Source organism: Staphylococcus chromogenes (assembly GCF_029024625.1).
GTDB lineage: Bacteria > Bacillota > Bacilli > Staphylococcales > Staphylococcaceae > Staphylococcus > Staphylococcus chromogenes.
This window is the reverse complement of the sequence record NZ_CP118953.1, coordinates 2,057,804-2,073,649: the sequence shown is the minus strand read 5'-3', so window position 1 is coordinate 2,073,649 and position 15,846 is coordinate 2,057,804. Positions and strand designations below refer to the sequence as shown.

General features: G+C 38.1%; 11 protein-coding genes. 9 read left to right on the top strand and 2 right to left on the bottom strand.

Translation table 11 applies throughout. The features are described 5' to 3' along the window. Positions 1–90 precede the first annotated feature (90 nt). From rpoC to tuf, 6 genes are all read left to right on the top strand, one after another. Entirely contained in the window at positions 91–3,711 is a 3,621-nt protein-coding gene (rpoC, locus tag PYW36_RS10130; RefSeq protein WP_103158765.1) for a DNA-directed RNA polymerase subunit beta', read from the top strand. Between the two features lie 137 nt (positions 3,712–3,848). Next, entirely contained in the window at positions 3,849–4,103 is a 255-nt protein-coding gene (locus PYW36_RS10125; RefSeq protein WP_103158764.1) for a ribosomal L7Ae/L30e/S12e/Gadd45 family protein, read from the top strand. Positions 4,104–4,201: 98 nt separating this feature from the next. Then, a complete protein-coding gene (rpsL, locus tag PYW36_RS10120) occupies positions 4,202–4,615 on the top strand; it encodes a 30S ribosomal protein S12 (protein ID WP_037572921.1) in 414 nt (137 codons plus the stop codon). Positions 4,616–4,697: 82 nt separating this feature from the next. Beyond that, the gene (rpsG, locus tag PYW36_RS10115) at positions 4,698–5,168 is read left to right on the top strand and encodes a 30S ribosomal protein S7 (protein WP_014614746.1); all 471 of its coding nucleotides are present in this window, start codon (positions 4,698–4,700) and stop codon (positions 5,166–5,168) included. Positions 5,169–5,311: 143 nt separating this feature from the next. Beyond that, positions 5,312–7,393 carry an elongation factor G gene (fusA, locus tag PYW36_RS10110; RefSeq protein ID WP_103158763.1) on the top strand — a complete coding sequence of 694 codons (2,082 nt, stop codon included), beginning with the start codon at positions 5,312–5,314 and terminating at the stop codon, positions 7,391–7,393. Between the two features lie 190 nt (positions 7,394–7,583). After that, the gene (tuf, locus tag PYW36_RS10105) at positions 7,584–8,771 is read left to right on the top strand and encodes an elongation factor Tu (protein ID WP_037572915.1); all 1,188 of its coding nucleotides are present in this window, start codon (positions 7,584–7,586) and stop codon (positions 8,769–8,771) included. A 546-nt stretch (positions 8,772–9,317) separates the two neighbouring features. Here the strand turns inward: tuf and PYW36_RS10100 are convergent. Then, a complete protein-coding gene (locus tag PYW36_RS10100; protein WP_103158762.1) occupies positions 9,318–10,484 on the bottom strand; it encodes a M20 family metallopeptidase in 1,167 nt (388 codons plus the stop codon). A 108-nt stretch (positions 10,485–10,592) separates the two neighbouring features. On the opposite strand from PYW36_RS10100, the gene PYW36_RS10095 reads away from it, so the two are divergent. The 3 genes from PYW36_RS10095 to PYW36_RS10085 all read left to right on the top strand — a co-directional run bounded on the left by PYW36_RS10095 (position 10,593) and on the right by PYW36_RS10085 (position 14,398). After that, positions 10,593–11,783, top strand: coding sequence for a glycine C-acetyltransferase (locus tag PYW36_RS10095; protein ID WP_103158761.1), 1,191 nt, complete (start codon positions 10,593–10,595; stop codon positions 11,781–11,783). Positions 11,784–12,092: 309 nt separating this feature from the next. Beyond that, the gene (locus PYW36_RS10090) at positions 12,093–13,052 is read left to right on the top strand and encodes an L-threonine 3-dehydrogenase (protein WP_103158760.1); all 960 of its coding nucleotides are present in this window, start codon (positions 12,093–12,095) and stop codon (positions 13,050–13,052) included. A 269-nt stretch (positions 13,053–13,321) separates the two neighbouring features. After that, positions 13,322–14,398: a branched-chain amino acid aminotransferase gene (locus tag PYW36_RS10085; protein WP_037572903.1), complete on the top strand. Its 1,077-nt coding sequence runs from the start codon at positions 13,322–13,324 to the stop codon at positions 14,396–14,398. Between the two features lie 349 nt (positions 14,399–14,747). Here PYW36_RS10085 and PYW36_RS10080 read toward each other — a convergent pair whose 3' ends face one another. Further along, positions 14,748–15,833, bottom strand: coding sequence for an MFS transporter (locus PYW36_RS10080; protein WP_259336263.1), 1,086 nt, complete (start codon positions 15,831–15,833; stop codon positions 14,748–14,750). Positions 15,834–15,846 lie beyond the last annotated feature (13 nt).

The following is a 15,846-nucleotide window of genomic DNA, read 5'->3' as shown; positions in this document are numbered from 1 at the left end:
GGGGATCTCCCATTTACAACAACATGTGTGCCATTGTTTTAAGGAATCAATCAACTAGCACAGCTAATTAAAATAAAGGAGGTAGGCTCCTTGATTGATGTAAATAAATTCCATTACATGAAAATAGGACTCGCTTCACCTGAAAAAATCCGTTCTTGGTCATACGGTGAGGTTAAAAAGCCAGAAACAATTAACTATCGTACTTTAAAACCAGAAAAAGACGGTCTATTCTGTGAACGTATTTTTGGACCGACAAAAGACTGGGAATGTAGTTGTGGTAAGTACAAACGTGTACGTTATAAAGGGATGATTTGTGACCGTTGTGGCGTTGAAGTTACAAAATCAAAAGTACGTCGTGAACGTATGGGTCACATCGAACTTGCGGCACCTGTATCACACATTTGGTATTTCAAAGGTATCCCAAGCCGTATGGGCTTATTATTAGACATGTCTCCGCGTGCCTTAGAAGAAGTCATTTACTTTGCTTCTTACGTCGTGGTAGATCCAGGTCCAACGGGTCTAGAAAAGAAAACATTACTCTCTGAAGCTGAATTCCGTGAGTATTATGATAAATTCCCTGGACAATTCGTAGCCAAAATGGGTGCGGAAGGAATCAAAGATTTACTCGAAGAAATCAATTTAGACGAAGAATTGAAAATGTTACGTGACGAACTTGAGTCTGCAACAGGTCAACGTTTAACACGTGCAATCAAACGTTTAGAAGTTGTAGAATCATTCCGTAACTCTGGAAACAATCCAGCTTGGATGATTTTAGACGTGCTTCCAATCATTCCACCAGAAATCCGTCCAATGGTGCAATTAGATGGGGGACGTTTTGCAACAAGTGACTTGAACGATTTATATCGTCGTGTCATCAACCGTAACAATCGTTTAAAACGTTTATTAGATCTTGGTGCTCCTGGCATTATTGTTCAAAACGAAAAACGTATGTTACAAGAAGCTGTTGATGCATTAATCGACAACGGTCGTCGTGGCCGTCCAGTGACAGGTCCAGGTAACCGTCCATTAAAATCATTGTCACACATGTTAAAAGGTAAACAAGGTCGTTTCCGTCAAAACTTACTCGGTAAACGTGTGGACTATTCAGGTCGTTCAGTTATCGCCGTAGGTCCTAACTTGAAAATGTACCAATGTGGTTTACCAAAAGAAATGGCGTTAGAATTATTCAAACCTTTCGTTATGAAAGAATTAGTTCAACGTGAAATCGCAACAAACATTAAAAATGCGAAAAGTAAAATCGAACGTACAGAAGATGAAGTTTGGGACGTTTTAGAAGATGTTATTACAGAGCACCCAGTACTTCTTAACCGTGCGCCAACGCTTCACAGACTTGGTATCCAAGCTTTCGAACCAACATTAGTTGAAGGTCGTGCGATTCGTTTACATCCACTTGTAACGACGGCCTATAATGCGGACTTTGACGGTGACCAAATGGCCGTTCACGTTCCATTATCAAAAGAAGCCCAAGCAGAAGCACGTATGTTAATGCTTGCAGCACAAAACATCTTGAACCCTAAAGATGGTAAACCAGTTGTTACACCGTCTCAGGACATGGTATTAGGTAACTACTATTTAACTTTAGAACGTAAAGATGCGGTCAATACAGGTTTATTGTTTAACGATGCCAACGAAGTGATTAAAGCCTATGCGAACGGTTACGTTCACCTTCATACACGTATTGGGGTACAAGCAGCATCATTTAATAACCCAACATTTACTGAAGAACAAAACCGTAAGATCTTAACGACTTCAGTAGGTAAAGTAATTTTCAATGAAATCATTCCAGATTCATTTGCATACATCAATGAACCGACAGCGACTAACCTTGAAAAGAACACACCAGACAAGTACTTTGTCTCAGCTTCAGAACTAGGTGAAGGCGGTTTAGCTGAGTACTTTGAAAAAACAGAACTTGTTCCACCGTTTAACAAAAAATTCTTAGGAAATATCATCGCAGAAGTATTCAATCGCTTCAGCATTACGGATACTTCTATGATGCTTGACTTAATGAAAGACTTAGGATTCAAATATTCTTCAAAAGCCGGTATTACAGTAGGTGTCGCTGACATTGTGGTATTACCAGACAAGAAAGATATTCTTGATGAATCAGAAAGACTTGTTGAACGTGTACAAAAACAATTTAACCGTGGTTTATTAACTGAAGAAGAACGTTATAACGCGGTTATCGAAATTTGGACCAATGCGAAAGACCAAATTCAAGCAGAATTGATGGAATCACTTGAAAAAACAAACCCAATCTTTATGATGAGTGACTCTGGTGCCCGTGGTAACGCCTCAAACTTTACGCAACTTGCAGGTATGCGCGGATTAATGGCCGCACCATCTGGCAAGATTATCGAACTTCCAATCACGTCTTCATTCCGTGAAGGTTTAACGGTATTAGAGTACTTTATCTCTACTCACGGTGCGCGTAAAGGTCTTGCCGATACAGCCCTTAAAACAGCGGACTCAGGTTACCTTACACGTCGTCTGGTTGACGTGGCGCAAGACGTTATCGTGCGTGAAGAAGATTGTGGTACAGACCGTGGTTTACTCGTTTCAGACATTAAAGAAGGTACTGAAATGATCGAACCATTCATCGAACGTATCGAAGGTCGTTACGCAAAAGAAACGATTCGTCACCCTGAAACAGGCAATGTCATCATTCGCCCAGACGAATTAATCACACCTGATATCGCAAAAGAAATTACAGATGCTGGCATTGAAGAAATGTACATCCGTTCTGCATTTACATGTAACACACGTCATGGTGTATGTGAAAAATGTTACGGTAAAAACTTAGCAACAGGTGAAAAAGTTGAAGTTGGTGAGGCGGTTGGTACAATCGCAGCACAATCTATCGGTGAGCCAGGTACACAGTTAACAATGCGTACTTTCCATACAGGTGGGGTAGCCGGTAGCGATATCACACAAGGTTTACCACGTATCCAAGAGATCTTTGAAGCACGTAATCCGAAAGGTCAAGCGGTCATTACAGAAATCGAAGGTACAATCGATAACATTACAATTGGTAAAGATAGACAACAAGAAATCGTCGTAAAAGGTGCGAACGAAACGCGTTCATACCTTGCGCCAGGTACGTCACGCTTGAAAGTTGAAATCGGTCAAGCGGTTGAACGTGGTGAAGTCTTAACTGAAGGTTCAATTGAGCCTAAAAACTTCTTAGCAGTAGCAGGTTTAACAGCGACTGAAGCTTACTTGCTTAAAGAAGTTCAAAAAGTTTACCGTATGCAAGGGGTAGAAATCGACGACAAACACGTTGAGGTTATGGTACGTCAAATGTTACGTAAAGTTCGTATTATCGAAGCAGGTGACACGAAATTATTACCAGGTTCATTAGTGGACATCCACCACTTTACAGATGCGAACCGTGAAGCATTTAAAGACCGTAAACGCCCAGCGACGGCTAAACCAGTACTTTTAGGTATCACAAAAGCATCACTTGAAACAGAAAGTTTCTTATCTGCAGCATCCTTCCAAGAAACAACACGTGTACTTACAGACGCTGCGATTAAAGGTAAACGTGATGACTTACTTGGACTCAAAGAAAACGTTATTATCGGTAAGCTGATCCCAGCAGGTACAGGTATGAAACGTTACAGCCAAGTAGATATCGAAAAAGAAAATGCAACGATTGAAACTCCTGAACATATTGTGACGGAATCTTAATAAATGAAAGGCGCAGTGAGCACGCAAATGCTGCGCCTTTACTTTTTGTAATATTGTCTGAAAATATGTTGACTTGAACAACATGAGATGATAATATAGAAAAGGTTGATGCAAGCAGTACTTTGGAGGATATGTAAATGTCTAATGAAAAAGTCACACGCTTAAACAAACAGACCTACGTTGTTGGTTTGAAACAAACGCTTAAAGCGTTGAAAAATCATAACGTATCCCAATTGATTATCGGCGAAGATGTTAATGTGCATCTCTTAGCTCGCGTGTTAAGCTTTGCCAATCAAAATAACATACCAATCACTTTTTGCGAGAGTCAAGTGGCTCTAGGAGAACGAGTTGGTATTAATGTAAAGGCAACTGTGGTTGCTTTGCTCAAATGAGATTAGTAAGGACGATTTGGACTTACTAAATTTTATTTAACCCAAAAATGAACCACCTGGATGTGTGGGATTAAAAAATGAGAGAGGAGGAAACATAAATGCCTACTATTAACCAATTAGTACGTAAACCAAGACAAAGCAAAACTAAGAAATCTGACTCACCAGCTTTAAACAGAGGTTTCAACAGTCAAAAGAAACAATTCACGAAGTTAAATTCTCCACAAAAACGTGGTGTTTGTACTCGTGTTGGTACTATGACTCCTAAAAAACCTAACTCAGCGTTACGTAAATATGCACGTGTGCGTTTATCAAACAACATTGAAATCAACGCATACATCCCTGGTATCGGACACAACTTACAAGAACACAGTGTTGTACTTGTACGTGGTGGACGTGTAAAAGACTTACCTGGTGTGCGTTACCATATCGTACGTGGTGCGTTAGATACTTCTGGTGTTGATGGACGTAAACAAGGACGTTCATTATACGGAACTAAAAAACCTAAAAAATAAGGTTAAATTCATGTAAATTTTCGTCGGTTACTATGACTGATAGATTATAAATATACTATAATAGGAAGGGAGGACTTGTATTATGCCTCGTAAAGGATCAGTACCTAAAAGAGATGTGTTACCAGATCCAATTCACAACTCTAAGTTAGTGACAAAATTAATCAATAAGATCATGTTAGATGGTAAACGTGGGACAGCTCAACGTATTCTTTATTCTGCATTCGACTTAGTTCAAGAACGTTCAGGTCGCGATGCAATGGAAGTTTTCGATGAAGCTATCAACAATATTATGCCAGTACTTGAAGTTAAAGCTCGCCGTGTAGGTGGTTCTAACTACCAAGTACCTGTAGAAGTTCGTCCAGAGCGTCGTACTACTTTAGGTTTACGTTGGTTAGTAAACTATGCGCGTCTTCGTGGTGAAAAAACTATGGAAGAGCGTTTAGCTAACGAAATCTTAGACGCTGCTAACAACACTGGTGGTGCCGTTAAGAAACGTGAAGACACGCACAAAATGGCTGAAGCGAACAAAGCATTCGCTCACTACCGTTGGTAAGATAGAAGCCCATTCCCTGAGCATTAATGACTTCGACAACCATCAACATGCTACTTGCATATTGAACGTTTGTCATGCGTTTGCTTAGGGTAAAGCTATATCTGATTATATTATCCTATATTCTGGAAGGAGAAAGAATACCCATGGGAAGAGACTTTTCTTTGAAGAACACGCGTAATATCGGTATCATGGCTCACATCGATGCGGGTAAAACGACTACTACTGAACGTATTCTTTATTACACTGGACGTATCCACAAAATTGGTGAAACACATGAAGGTGCTTCACAAATGGACTGGATGGAGCAAGAGCAAGACCGTGGTATTACAATTACATCAGCTGCAACAACAGCTGCTTGGAATGATCACCGTGTTAACATCATCGATACACCAGGACACGTAGACTTCACAGTTGAAGTTGAACGTTCATTACGTGTACTTGATGGTGCTGTTACTGTACTTGATGCACAATCAGGTGTAGAACCTCAAACTGAAACAGTTTGGCGTCAAGCAACAACTTACGGCGTACCACGTATCGTATTTGTAAACAAAATGGACAAAATGGGTGCAAACTTCGACTACGCAGTAAGCACTTTACATGACCGTTTACAAGCGAACGCAGCTCCAATCCAATTACCAATTGGTGCTGAAGATGATTTCCAAGCAATCATTGACTTAGTGACAATGAAATGCTTCAAATACAATAATGACTTAGGTACAGATATCGAGGAAACAGATATTCCTGAAGATATGCAAGATCGTGCTGAAGAAGCACGTGAAGCATTAATCGAAGCTGTAGCTGAGACAAACGATGACTTAATGGAAAAATACTTAGGTGGAGAAGAAATCTCTGTTGACGAGCTTAAAGACGCTATCCGTCAAGCTACAACAGACGTAGAATTCTATCCAGTATTATGTGGTACTGCATTTAAGAACAAAGGTGTTCAATTAATGTTAGATGCCGTTATCGATTACTTACCATCACCACTTGATGTTAAGCCAATCGTAGGTCATCGTGCAGACAATCCTGACGAAGAAGTTATCGCGAAAGCGGATGACGATGCTGAATTCGCAGCATTAGCGTTCAAAGTTATGACTGACCCTTATGTTGGTAAATTAACATTCTTCCGTGTGTACTCAGGTACATTAACTTCTGGTTCATACGTTAAAAACTCTACGAAAGGTAAACGTGAACGTGTAGGTCGTATCCTACAAATGCACGCGAACTCTCGTCAAGAGATCAGCAGCGTATACTCAGGTGATATCGCAGCAGCTGTGGGTCTTAAAGATACAGGTACAGGTGACACGCTTTGTGGAGAGAAAAATGACATCATCCTTGAGTCAATGGAATTCCCAGAGCCAGTTATCCACTTATCAGTAGAACCTAAATCAAAAGCTGACCAAGATAAAATGACACAAGCGCTTGTGAAACTTCAAGAAGAAGACCCAACATTCAAAGCGCACACAGACGAAGAAACAGGTCAAGTTATCATTGGTGGTATGGGTGAACTTCACCTTGACATCATTGTTGACCGTATGAAAAAAGAATTTAACGTAGAAGCAAACGTTGGTGCGCCAATGGTATCTTACCGTGAAACGTTCAAATCAGCGGCTGCTGTTCAAGGTAAATTCTCTCGTCAATCTGGTGGTCGTGGTCAATACGGTGACGTTCATATCGAATTCACACCTAACGAAACAGGTGCTGGTTTCGAATTCGAAAACGCTATCGTTGGTGGTGTTGTTCCTCGTGAATACATCCCATCAGTTGAACAAGGTCTTAAAGACGCTATGGAAAATGGTGTGTTAGCTGGATATCCATTAATCGATGTTAAAGCTAAATTATTTGATGGTTCATACCACGATGTCGATTCATCTGAAATGGCCTTCAAAATTGCTGCATCTTTGGCACTTAAAGAAGCTGCTAAAAAATGTGATCCAGTTATCTTAGAACCAATGATGAAAGTTACAATCGAAATGCCTGAAGAGTACATGGGTGACATCATGGGTGACGTTACTGCACGTCGTGGCCGTGTTGACGGTATGGAACCACGTGGTAACGCTCAAGTTGTTAACGCATTTGTACCACTTTCAGAAATGTTTGGTTACGCAACTTCATTACGTTCTAACACACAAGGTCGCGGTACTTACACAATGTACTTTGATCACTATGCAGAAGTACCTAAATCAATTTCTGAAGAAATCATCAAAAAGAACAAAGGTGAATAATAGATTACCCAACCCGTCTATGTGATGTTCATCTTGTGAGATGTCATCAACACTTTATGCTCTTTTAAAATTGATTTTTTTAGTAAAATGATTTATAAAGGTAATAAAGATTATCTATCTCATGAAGGTGAGTAACTTTCATGAGAGATATTAAATATTAATTCTTAATTTGAAGAGGAGAGATTTCATAATGGCAAAAGAAAAATTCGATCGCTCAAAAGAACATGCCAATATTGGTACTATCGGTCACGTTGACCATGGTAAAACTACTTTAACAGCTGCAATTGCTACAGTATTAGCGAAAAACGGTGACTCAGTTGCACAATCATACGACATGATTGACAACGCTCCAGAAGAAAAAGAACGTGGTATCACAATCAACACTTCTCACATCGAGTACCAAACTGGAAAACGTCACTATGCACACGTTGACTGCCCAGGACACGCTGACTATGTTAAAAACATGATCACTGGTGCTGCGCAAATGGACGGCGGTATCTTAGTAGTATCTGCTGCTGATGGTCCAATGCCACAAACTCGTGAGCATATCCTTTTATCACGTAACGTTGGTGTACCAGCATTAGTTGTATTCTTAAACAAAGTTGACATGGTTGACGACGAAGAATTATTAGAATTAGTTGAAATGGAAGTTCGTGACTTATTATCTGAATACGACTTCCCAGGCGATGACATCCCTGTAATCGCTGGTTCAGCATTAAAAGCTTTAGAAGGCGACGCTGAATACGAAGCTAAAATCTTAGAATTAATGGAAGCTGTAGATAACTACATTCCAACTCCAGAACGTGATTCTGACAAACCATTCATGATGCCTGTTGAGGACGTATTCTCAATCACAGGTCGTGGTACAGTTGCTACTGGCCGTGTTGAACGTGGTCAAATCAAAGTTGGTGAAGAAGTTGAAATCATCGGTTTATCTGAAGAATCTTCTAAAACAACTGTTACTGGTGTAGAAATGTTCCGTAAGTTATTAGACTACGCTGAAGCTGGTGACAACATTGGTGCTTTATTACGTGGTGTTGCTCGTGAAGACGTTCAACGTGGTCAAGTATTAGCTGCTCCTGGTTCAATCACACCACACACAAAATTTAAAGCTGAAGTATACGTTTTATCAAAAGACGAAGGTGGACGTCACACTCCATTCTTCTCTAACTACCGCCCACAATTCTATTTCCGTACTACTGACGTAACTGGCGTTGTTAACTTACCAGAAGGTACTGAAATGGTTATGCCTGGCGATAACGTAGAAATGGACGTTGAGTTAATTTCTCCAATCGCTATCGAAGACGGTACTCGTTTCTCAATCCGTGAAGGTGGACGTACTGTAGGATCAGGCGTTGTAACAGCTATCGAAAAATAATATCATTTATCTTTGAGATAGATAAAAAGAGTTGGCTTTGTGCCAACTCTTTTTTTTTACATTTTAAAGCCTCAAATCGTTGTTTGCGTGACGATTTGAGGCTTTTCTGGGAGCATTACAGAAATTTATCTGATTTCGTAGTAATGCCTGCCGGTGCATGAAGTCGTTACGAATGAAATGAGTTACGTCTTCAGTACACCTATGAACATACGTGAATAGGTGGTCCTTTACATTGAGAAAAGTTTGAAAAGCGCATACGTAATCCAGTCAGCTACTGCCACTAATTTTATTGCAGTAAGTGAAAAATCTAAAGAATGGATTTTCGGTTTCAGCTAGATGGCTCAAAAGTTTCGGCATAGGGACCAATCAAATGCGTTATATTTATTCGCATGCCTAAGTTATAAAAACTGTTTAACGGAGTTAAGTGTTATTAAAATAGCCATCAATGGCTAAGTCTTTAAGTTCCTACAACGAAAAAAGGAGTTTTGCAATCCGTAATTGCCTAACTCCTTAATGTGATTAGTCCTATTTTATAAAGAGCCCTATTTATATAACATGTTCAAGCTCTAAAATTTTCATAAACGTACTCACTGCATATTTCATCGCTGATTCATCAATATCAAAATGAGGACTATGATGTGGCCACTCACTATTTTTTTCTGGATTGCCACATCCTGTGAAGAAAAAGGCACCAGGACGTGCTTTAAGATAGAATGAAAAGTCTTCACCGACCATCATTAAGTCTGAATCTTGATACCTAAAATTCAATTGGTTAGCGGCTTGTTTCACCACCTCAGCTGAAGCTGCATGATTATATACAGGAAGATAGCCTTTAGTATAGTCAAATTCATACGTAATATCATTGGCAAGTGCCAACCCTTGCAATAACTTATCCATCTTATGATAAATATGATTTTGAACTTCTGGTTCAAACGTACGAACAGTACCACGACATATAGCCGTATCCGGAATCACATTATCAGCTTCGCCTGCTTGGATTTTACCAAAAGAAATGACGGCTTGTTTTACAGGATCTATCGTTCTTGAAACAATTTTTTGCGTGCTTAAAATAAATTCAGCTAATATGACGACAGGATCTATCGTTTCATGTGGCTTTGCGCCATGTCCACCTTTACCGTGAATTTGAATATTAAATTCATCAGGTTGCGCCATCATCGGACCTGACCGCGTATGGATCGTGCCAGTTGGATAACCACTCCATAAATGATTGCCATATATTTTGTCGACCCCCATTAACGCATTATCTGCAATCATCTCTTGCGCACCGCCGGGAGTGACTTCTTCTCCATATTGAAATATGAGTACGACCGTCCCTTTGAGTTTTGACTGATACTCATGCAAGAGTTCTGCTACCGTCAATAAAATGGCTGTGTGGCCATCATGACCACAGGCGTGCATGACACCTGGAACTTTAGAGCGATAAGGCACCTCTTTTAAATCTTCAATAGGAAGTGCATCAAAATCAGCACGTAACGCAATGGTCGGTCCACTCGTAGCGCCAGAAATTGTCGCAATAATCCCGTTTTGACCTACGGGAGCCTTTATATCAAAATCGAGTTGTTCAAGACGTTGTAAAATGTAAGCATGCGTGTGCTTCTCAAAAAATGAAACTTCAGGGTATTGATGTAAATAGCGACGTGTTTCTATCATTTGAGTTTCTTTTTCACGCGCAAGTTGGAACCAATCCGTCAAAGCGATCTCTCCTTAATTAAATAGTTGTCTTTATATTATACACATGCTTTGAAGTTTGTTCAAAATAGGGTATGATAAAGATGATTTATATTTGAAAGGGGAATGAACATGGTTCAAAAGTTAAATGCGTTTTTGGAAGAAAACATTAACTATTTAAAAGACAACGGCCTATACAATGAAATTGATTCAATCGAAGGTGCCAATGGTCCTGAAATTCAAATCAAAGGCAAAAAATATATCAACTTATCATCAAACAACTACTTAGGATTAGCAACAAACGACGATCTTAAAAAAGCAGCGAAAAGTGCAATTGACTCTCATGGGGTGGGCGCAGGTGCAGTCCGTACAATTAACGGAACTTTAGATTTGCATGATGAACTTGAGCAAACATTAGCTAAATTTAAAGGTACAGAAGCAGCAATTGCTTATCAATCAGGATTTAACTGTAACATGGCTGCTATCTCTGCAGTGATGAATAAAAATGATGCAATTTTATCTGATGAATTAAACCATGCGTCTATTATTGACGGTTGCCGTTTATCTAAAGCTAAAATTATTCGTGTAAAACATTCAGATATGGATGATTTACGTCAAAAAGCTAAAGAAGCTGTAGAATCTAGGGAATACAATAAAGTGATGTACATTACTGATGGTGTCTTCAGTATGGATGGCGATGTTGCTAAGTTACCTGAAATTGTAGAAATTTGTGAACCTTTAGGTATTATGATTTACGTCGACGATGCCCACGGCTCAGGTGTAATGGGTAAAGGTGCAGGAACTGTAAAACATTTTGGTTTACAAGATAAAATCGATTTCCAAATCGGAACATTATCTAAAGCAATTGGTGTCGTAGGTGGTTACGTTGCCGGAACACAACAATTAATCGATTGGCTAAAAGTGCAATCTCGTCCATTTTTATTCTCAACATCATTAGCTCCTGGAGATACAAAAGCCATTACAGAAGCTGTGAATAAATTAATGGCTTCAACAGAGTTACACGATAAACTTTGGGATAATGCGAAATACCTTAAAGAAGGTTTATCAAAATTAGGATTTGATATTGGTGACTCAGAAACACCAATCACACCTGTCATTATTGGTGATGAAAAGAAAACACAAGAATTTAGTAAGCGTTTAATGGATGAAGGCGTTTATGTAAAATCAATCGTCTTCCCAACAGTGCCACGTGGTACAGGGCGCGTGAGAAATATGCCTACAGCAGCGCATACGAAAGAAATGTTAGATCAAGCATTAGAAGTTTACGAGCGCGTAGGTAAAGAACTCGGCGTAATTCAATAATAAACTGAAGCTATGTTAAAACACAATGCTTCAAACTGTCTACAAAACTATGCATTTTGTAGGCAGTTTTTTTGTAGATTATTTCTCAAACAACGTTTCTCAATATTTATTCAGCAACCATTCTAAGAAAAATTTAGAGGGTTTTGTTTACTCTCTATGAGAAATATTGCGCTTAACCACGTCTTTTTTGTTTTTTCACGATGTACAAGAAAGCGCTTAAATGATATAATTACCCTGTAAAACAAGAAAATGACTATTTAGAAAAGACGTATGTCCGTCTCGAAAAGACAATGAGGAGAATGAGTATTTATGAAAAAGATTTTTATAACAGGTGCATTAGGACAAATTGGAACAGAGCTTGTCGCGAAGTGTCGTGAAATTTATGGGAATGAAAATGTATTAGCAACAGATATTCGTGAGCCAGAAGAAGGTTCTATTGTGGCTGAAGGGCCTTTTGAAATTTTAGATGTTACTGATGCGGATAAAATGGAACAATTGGTAGCACAATTCCAACCGGACACAATGATGCATATGGCGGCTCTGTTATCAGCAACAGCAGAACAAAAGCCATTACTCGCATGGCATTTAAATATGGGTGGATTAGTGAATGCACTCGAAGTTGCGCGTAAACATCATTTACAATTCTTTACTCCAAGTTCTATCGGCGCATTTGGCCCAAATACACCGAAAAAGAATACGCCACAAGTGACAATTCAACGTCCAAACACAATGTATGGGGTGAACAAAGTGTCAGGCGAATTGTTATGTGACTACTATTTCACGAAATTTGGTGTGGATACACGTAGCGTTCGTTTTCCAGGATTGATTTCTTATGTGAAAGAACCAGGTGGCGGTACAACAGACTATGCAGTTGATATTTACTTCAAAGCTGTACGTGAAGGGCGTTATACAAGCTATATTGCCAAAGACACATATATGGATATGATGTTTATGGATGATGCGATTGATGCCATTATCCAATTAATGGAAGCCGATAGCGGAAAATTAATTCACCGCAATGCGTATAACTTAAGTGCGATGAGCATTGAACCTGAAATGGTGAAAGAAGCAATTCAAGAACATATGCCTAACTTTACATTAGATTATGATGTGGATCCAGTGCGCCAAGGTATCGCTGAAAGTTGGCCAGATAGCATCGATACAAGCTGTGCACGTGGTGAATGGGGCTTCAACCCGAAATATGACCTTAAAGCGATGACAGCACGTATGTTAGAGGCGATTCAAGAAAAAGAAACACATAAAGCTTAATCAAGAGAATGAGCAAAATCTCATAATATCATAGATGCGTGAAGAGACATGTGACGGGCATGTCTCTTTTTCATATATTCGAATTATTTTCATAACCCCTTTAAACTTTGTATAATGAATCATTGGGAGTGGAGTTAGATTTACATCATCAAAAAAATATGAAAGCGTTTTCTAAAAATCAGATTAATGCTAATTTTCGGAAAACTTATTGAATTGTCGTAAATGCATTGATATAATGCATGTATTACAGTCAAATAGGAGGAATAATCATGTCAGAAAAGATTCAATTTCAACAACGAGACCAACTTAAAGAAAAGCCAGATCAGTCCTCACTTACATTTGGTAAAGTTTTTACGGATTATATGCTTAGCTTTGAGTATTCCCAAGATAAAGGATGGCACGACTTAAAGATTATTCCTTATGGTCCAATCGAACTTGCACCGGCAGCCCAATGTATCCACTATGGCCAATCAGTATTTGAGGGGTTAAAAGCATACAAGCACGGCGATGAAGTTGTATTATTTAGACCTGAGGAAAACTTTAAGCGTATTAATTTATCGTTAGATCGCTTAAAAATGCCACAATTAGACGAATCCTTACTACTAGAAGGACTTAAGCAACTCATTGATGTCGAACGTGACTGGGTACCAGAAGGTGAAGGACAATCGTTATACATACGTCCATTCGTATATGCGACACAAGAAGGTTTAGGTGTGCATCCTTCACATGAATATCGCTTACTCATTATTTTATCGCCATCAGGTTCTTATTATGGAGGAGATTCCTTAAGTCCAACAAAGATATACGTAGAAGATGAATACGTACGCGCAGTCCGTGGTGGTGTGGGTTATGCGAAAGTCGCTGGAAACTATGCCGCGAGTTTATTAGCACAATCTAATGCCAATGCAGAAGGCTTTGACCAAGTTTTATGGTTAGATGGGGTAGAACAAAAATATGTCGAAGAAGTGGGCAGTATGAACATTTTCTTCGTCATTGACGGTAAAGTTGTGACGCCTGAATTAAACGGCAGTATTTTACCAGGCATCACACGTAAAACTGTTCTAGAACTTGCGCAATCTTTAGGCTATGAAGTTGAAGAACGCCGCGTAGCTATTGATGAACTGTATCAATACCATAAAGAAGGACGCCTTCAAGAAGTCTTTGGCACAGGAACAGCAGCTGTAATTTCTCCAGTGGGCGAACTACAATTCAAAGATGAAAAAATTATCATTAATGACAACCAAACAGGACCTATTACGCAAGAGTTGTATGACAACTATACAGGTATCCAAAGCGGTAAACTCGAAGATCCATATGGTTGGAGAGTCGTTGTACCGAAATATTAATTTGTAATAAAAGAAAAGCTAGGAAGCTATAATATGATAGGCTTCCTAGTTCTTTTGTGATGTAATCAATCATTTCAAGATTATACATGAGTGAATATTAAAACCATACTAAGCAACAAAAATTTGCAACTTAGTACATTATATCTTTACCAATCGATGTTTACAAAGAGCCGAAATAACTATTTTTTATCCGCTCTTTTATTCAAAAAGTAAAAACTTCTCATACACTAAAAGATAAAGCGAAATGAACATTCAATTACTATTTTGTGTATTATTAGGTTACACTTTTGTAAATCACTTCAGTAAAAGTGGTTACTTCGATGTGATTTCTCTATTAATAAATAGGATTTCACTTGCTTGTTTTTAAAATTATAGTATTTAAAAATAAGCAAGTAATTAATATTAATAAAATAGATAGATATACAGGGATATGAATGGATAAAGCTGTTTTTATAATCACTGCTCCAATTGCACCACCACATCCTGCTACAGCGATAAAAATACTAGTAAATAAACTCTTATTGTTACTATGTTGATTAATGATACTAGCACCTAAAGGGAACATGGGTGCTAAAAATAGAGTGAGTAAAAATAGAATTATTAACCTGATTTCATCTTGGGTATTCAAATATATCAACATAATATATAGAAAAAGGGAGATTACTGTATAAGCCAATAGCAATGTTTCAAGCCTGAATCTAATTATTGGCAATATTAACGTATATAAAAACCGTCCTATAATTATTCCAATCCAAAATATACTTACAGTAATATAGCTAAATTTATCAGAAACTAAGTTGATATATGGCAGTAAATTTGAAAAATTCGTTTCTATACTAATATAAAAGAAACACCATGTAAGAATAATTATAACTAGCATTGACTTTTTATTAAAAGAAGGCCTTGGTATCTTATATCTATCGCTACTACTTAATTCAAACTCTATTGAATAGAGAATAAAAAATGAAATGATATTCATTATGAGTATAAAGATAATAGCGTATTTTGTATCTGAATGATATTCAAATATCTTCACAATCATAGGGAGCAGAAATGAGCCTATTGCAAAAAATGATTCTATATAACCAAAAGTTTTGGCAGATTCAAATTTAGTATTAAAAATATATGATGCAATAGAAGATTCGATAAATCCAGCGCAAAAACCTAATATAGCTACAACCAGATATACAATTAAGTAATACTCAGAAATAAGGAAAACAGAAGCGATTAATAGAATGGATAGGTGTGTTATTTTAAAAAATTTCTTAATATCTTTATTAACTAAGAAAATTGAGTGAAACACTCCAGCCATAAATGTTATGAATTGAATACTGATTAAATTTGATACATCTGATTGATTCATATTTAGCTCTATTTTTAAGAATTGGTTAAATGAACCGACAAAAGTGTGTATCATACCAATGAGAAAATACATTAAAGAAAAATAA

Bases quoted from the DNA above. Each gene is read 5' to 3' on its own strand.
- PYW36_RS10125 (WP_103158764.1), top strand. From the start codon at position 3,849: ATGTCTAATGAAAAAGTCACACGCTTAAACAAACAGACCTACGTTGTT.
- rpsL (WP_037572921.1), top strand. From the start codon at position 4,202: ATGCCTACTATTAACCAATTAGTACGTAAACCAAGACAAAGCAAAACT.
- rpsG (WP_014614746.1), top strand. From the start codon at position 4,698: ATGCCTCGTAAAGGATCAGTACCTAAAAGAGATGTGTTACCAGATCCA.
- fusA (WP_103158763.1), top strand. From the start codon at position 5,312: ATGGGAAGAGACTTTTCTTTGAAGAACACGCGTAATATCGGTATCATG.
- tuf (WP_037572915.1), top strand. From the start codon at position 7,584: ATGGCAAAAGAAAAATTCGATCGCTCAAAAGAACATGCCAATATTGGT.
- PYW36_RS10095 (WP_103158761.1), top strand. From the start codon at position 10,593: ATGGTTCAAAAGTTAAATGCGTTTTTGGAAGAAAACATTAACTATTTA.
- PYW36_RS10090 (WP_103158760.1), top strand. From the start codon at position 12,093: ATGAAAAAGATTTTTATAACAGGTGCATTAGGACAAATTGGAACAGAG.
- PYW36_RS10085 (WP_037572903.1), top strand. From the start codon at position 13,322: ATGTCAGAAAAGATTCAATTTCAACAACGAGACCAACTTAAAGAAAAG.
- PYW36_RS10080 (WP_259336263.1), bottom strand. From the start codon at position 15,833: ATGTATTTTCTCATTGGTATGATACACACTTTTGTCGGTTCATTTAAC.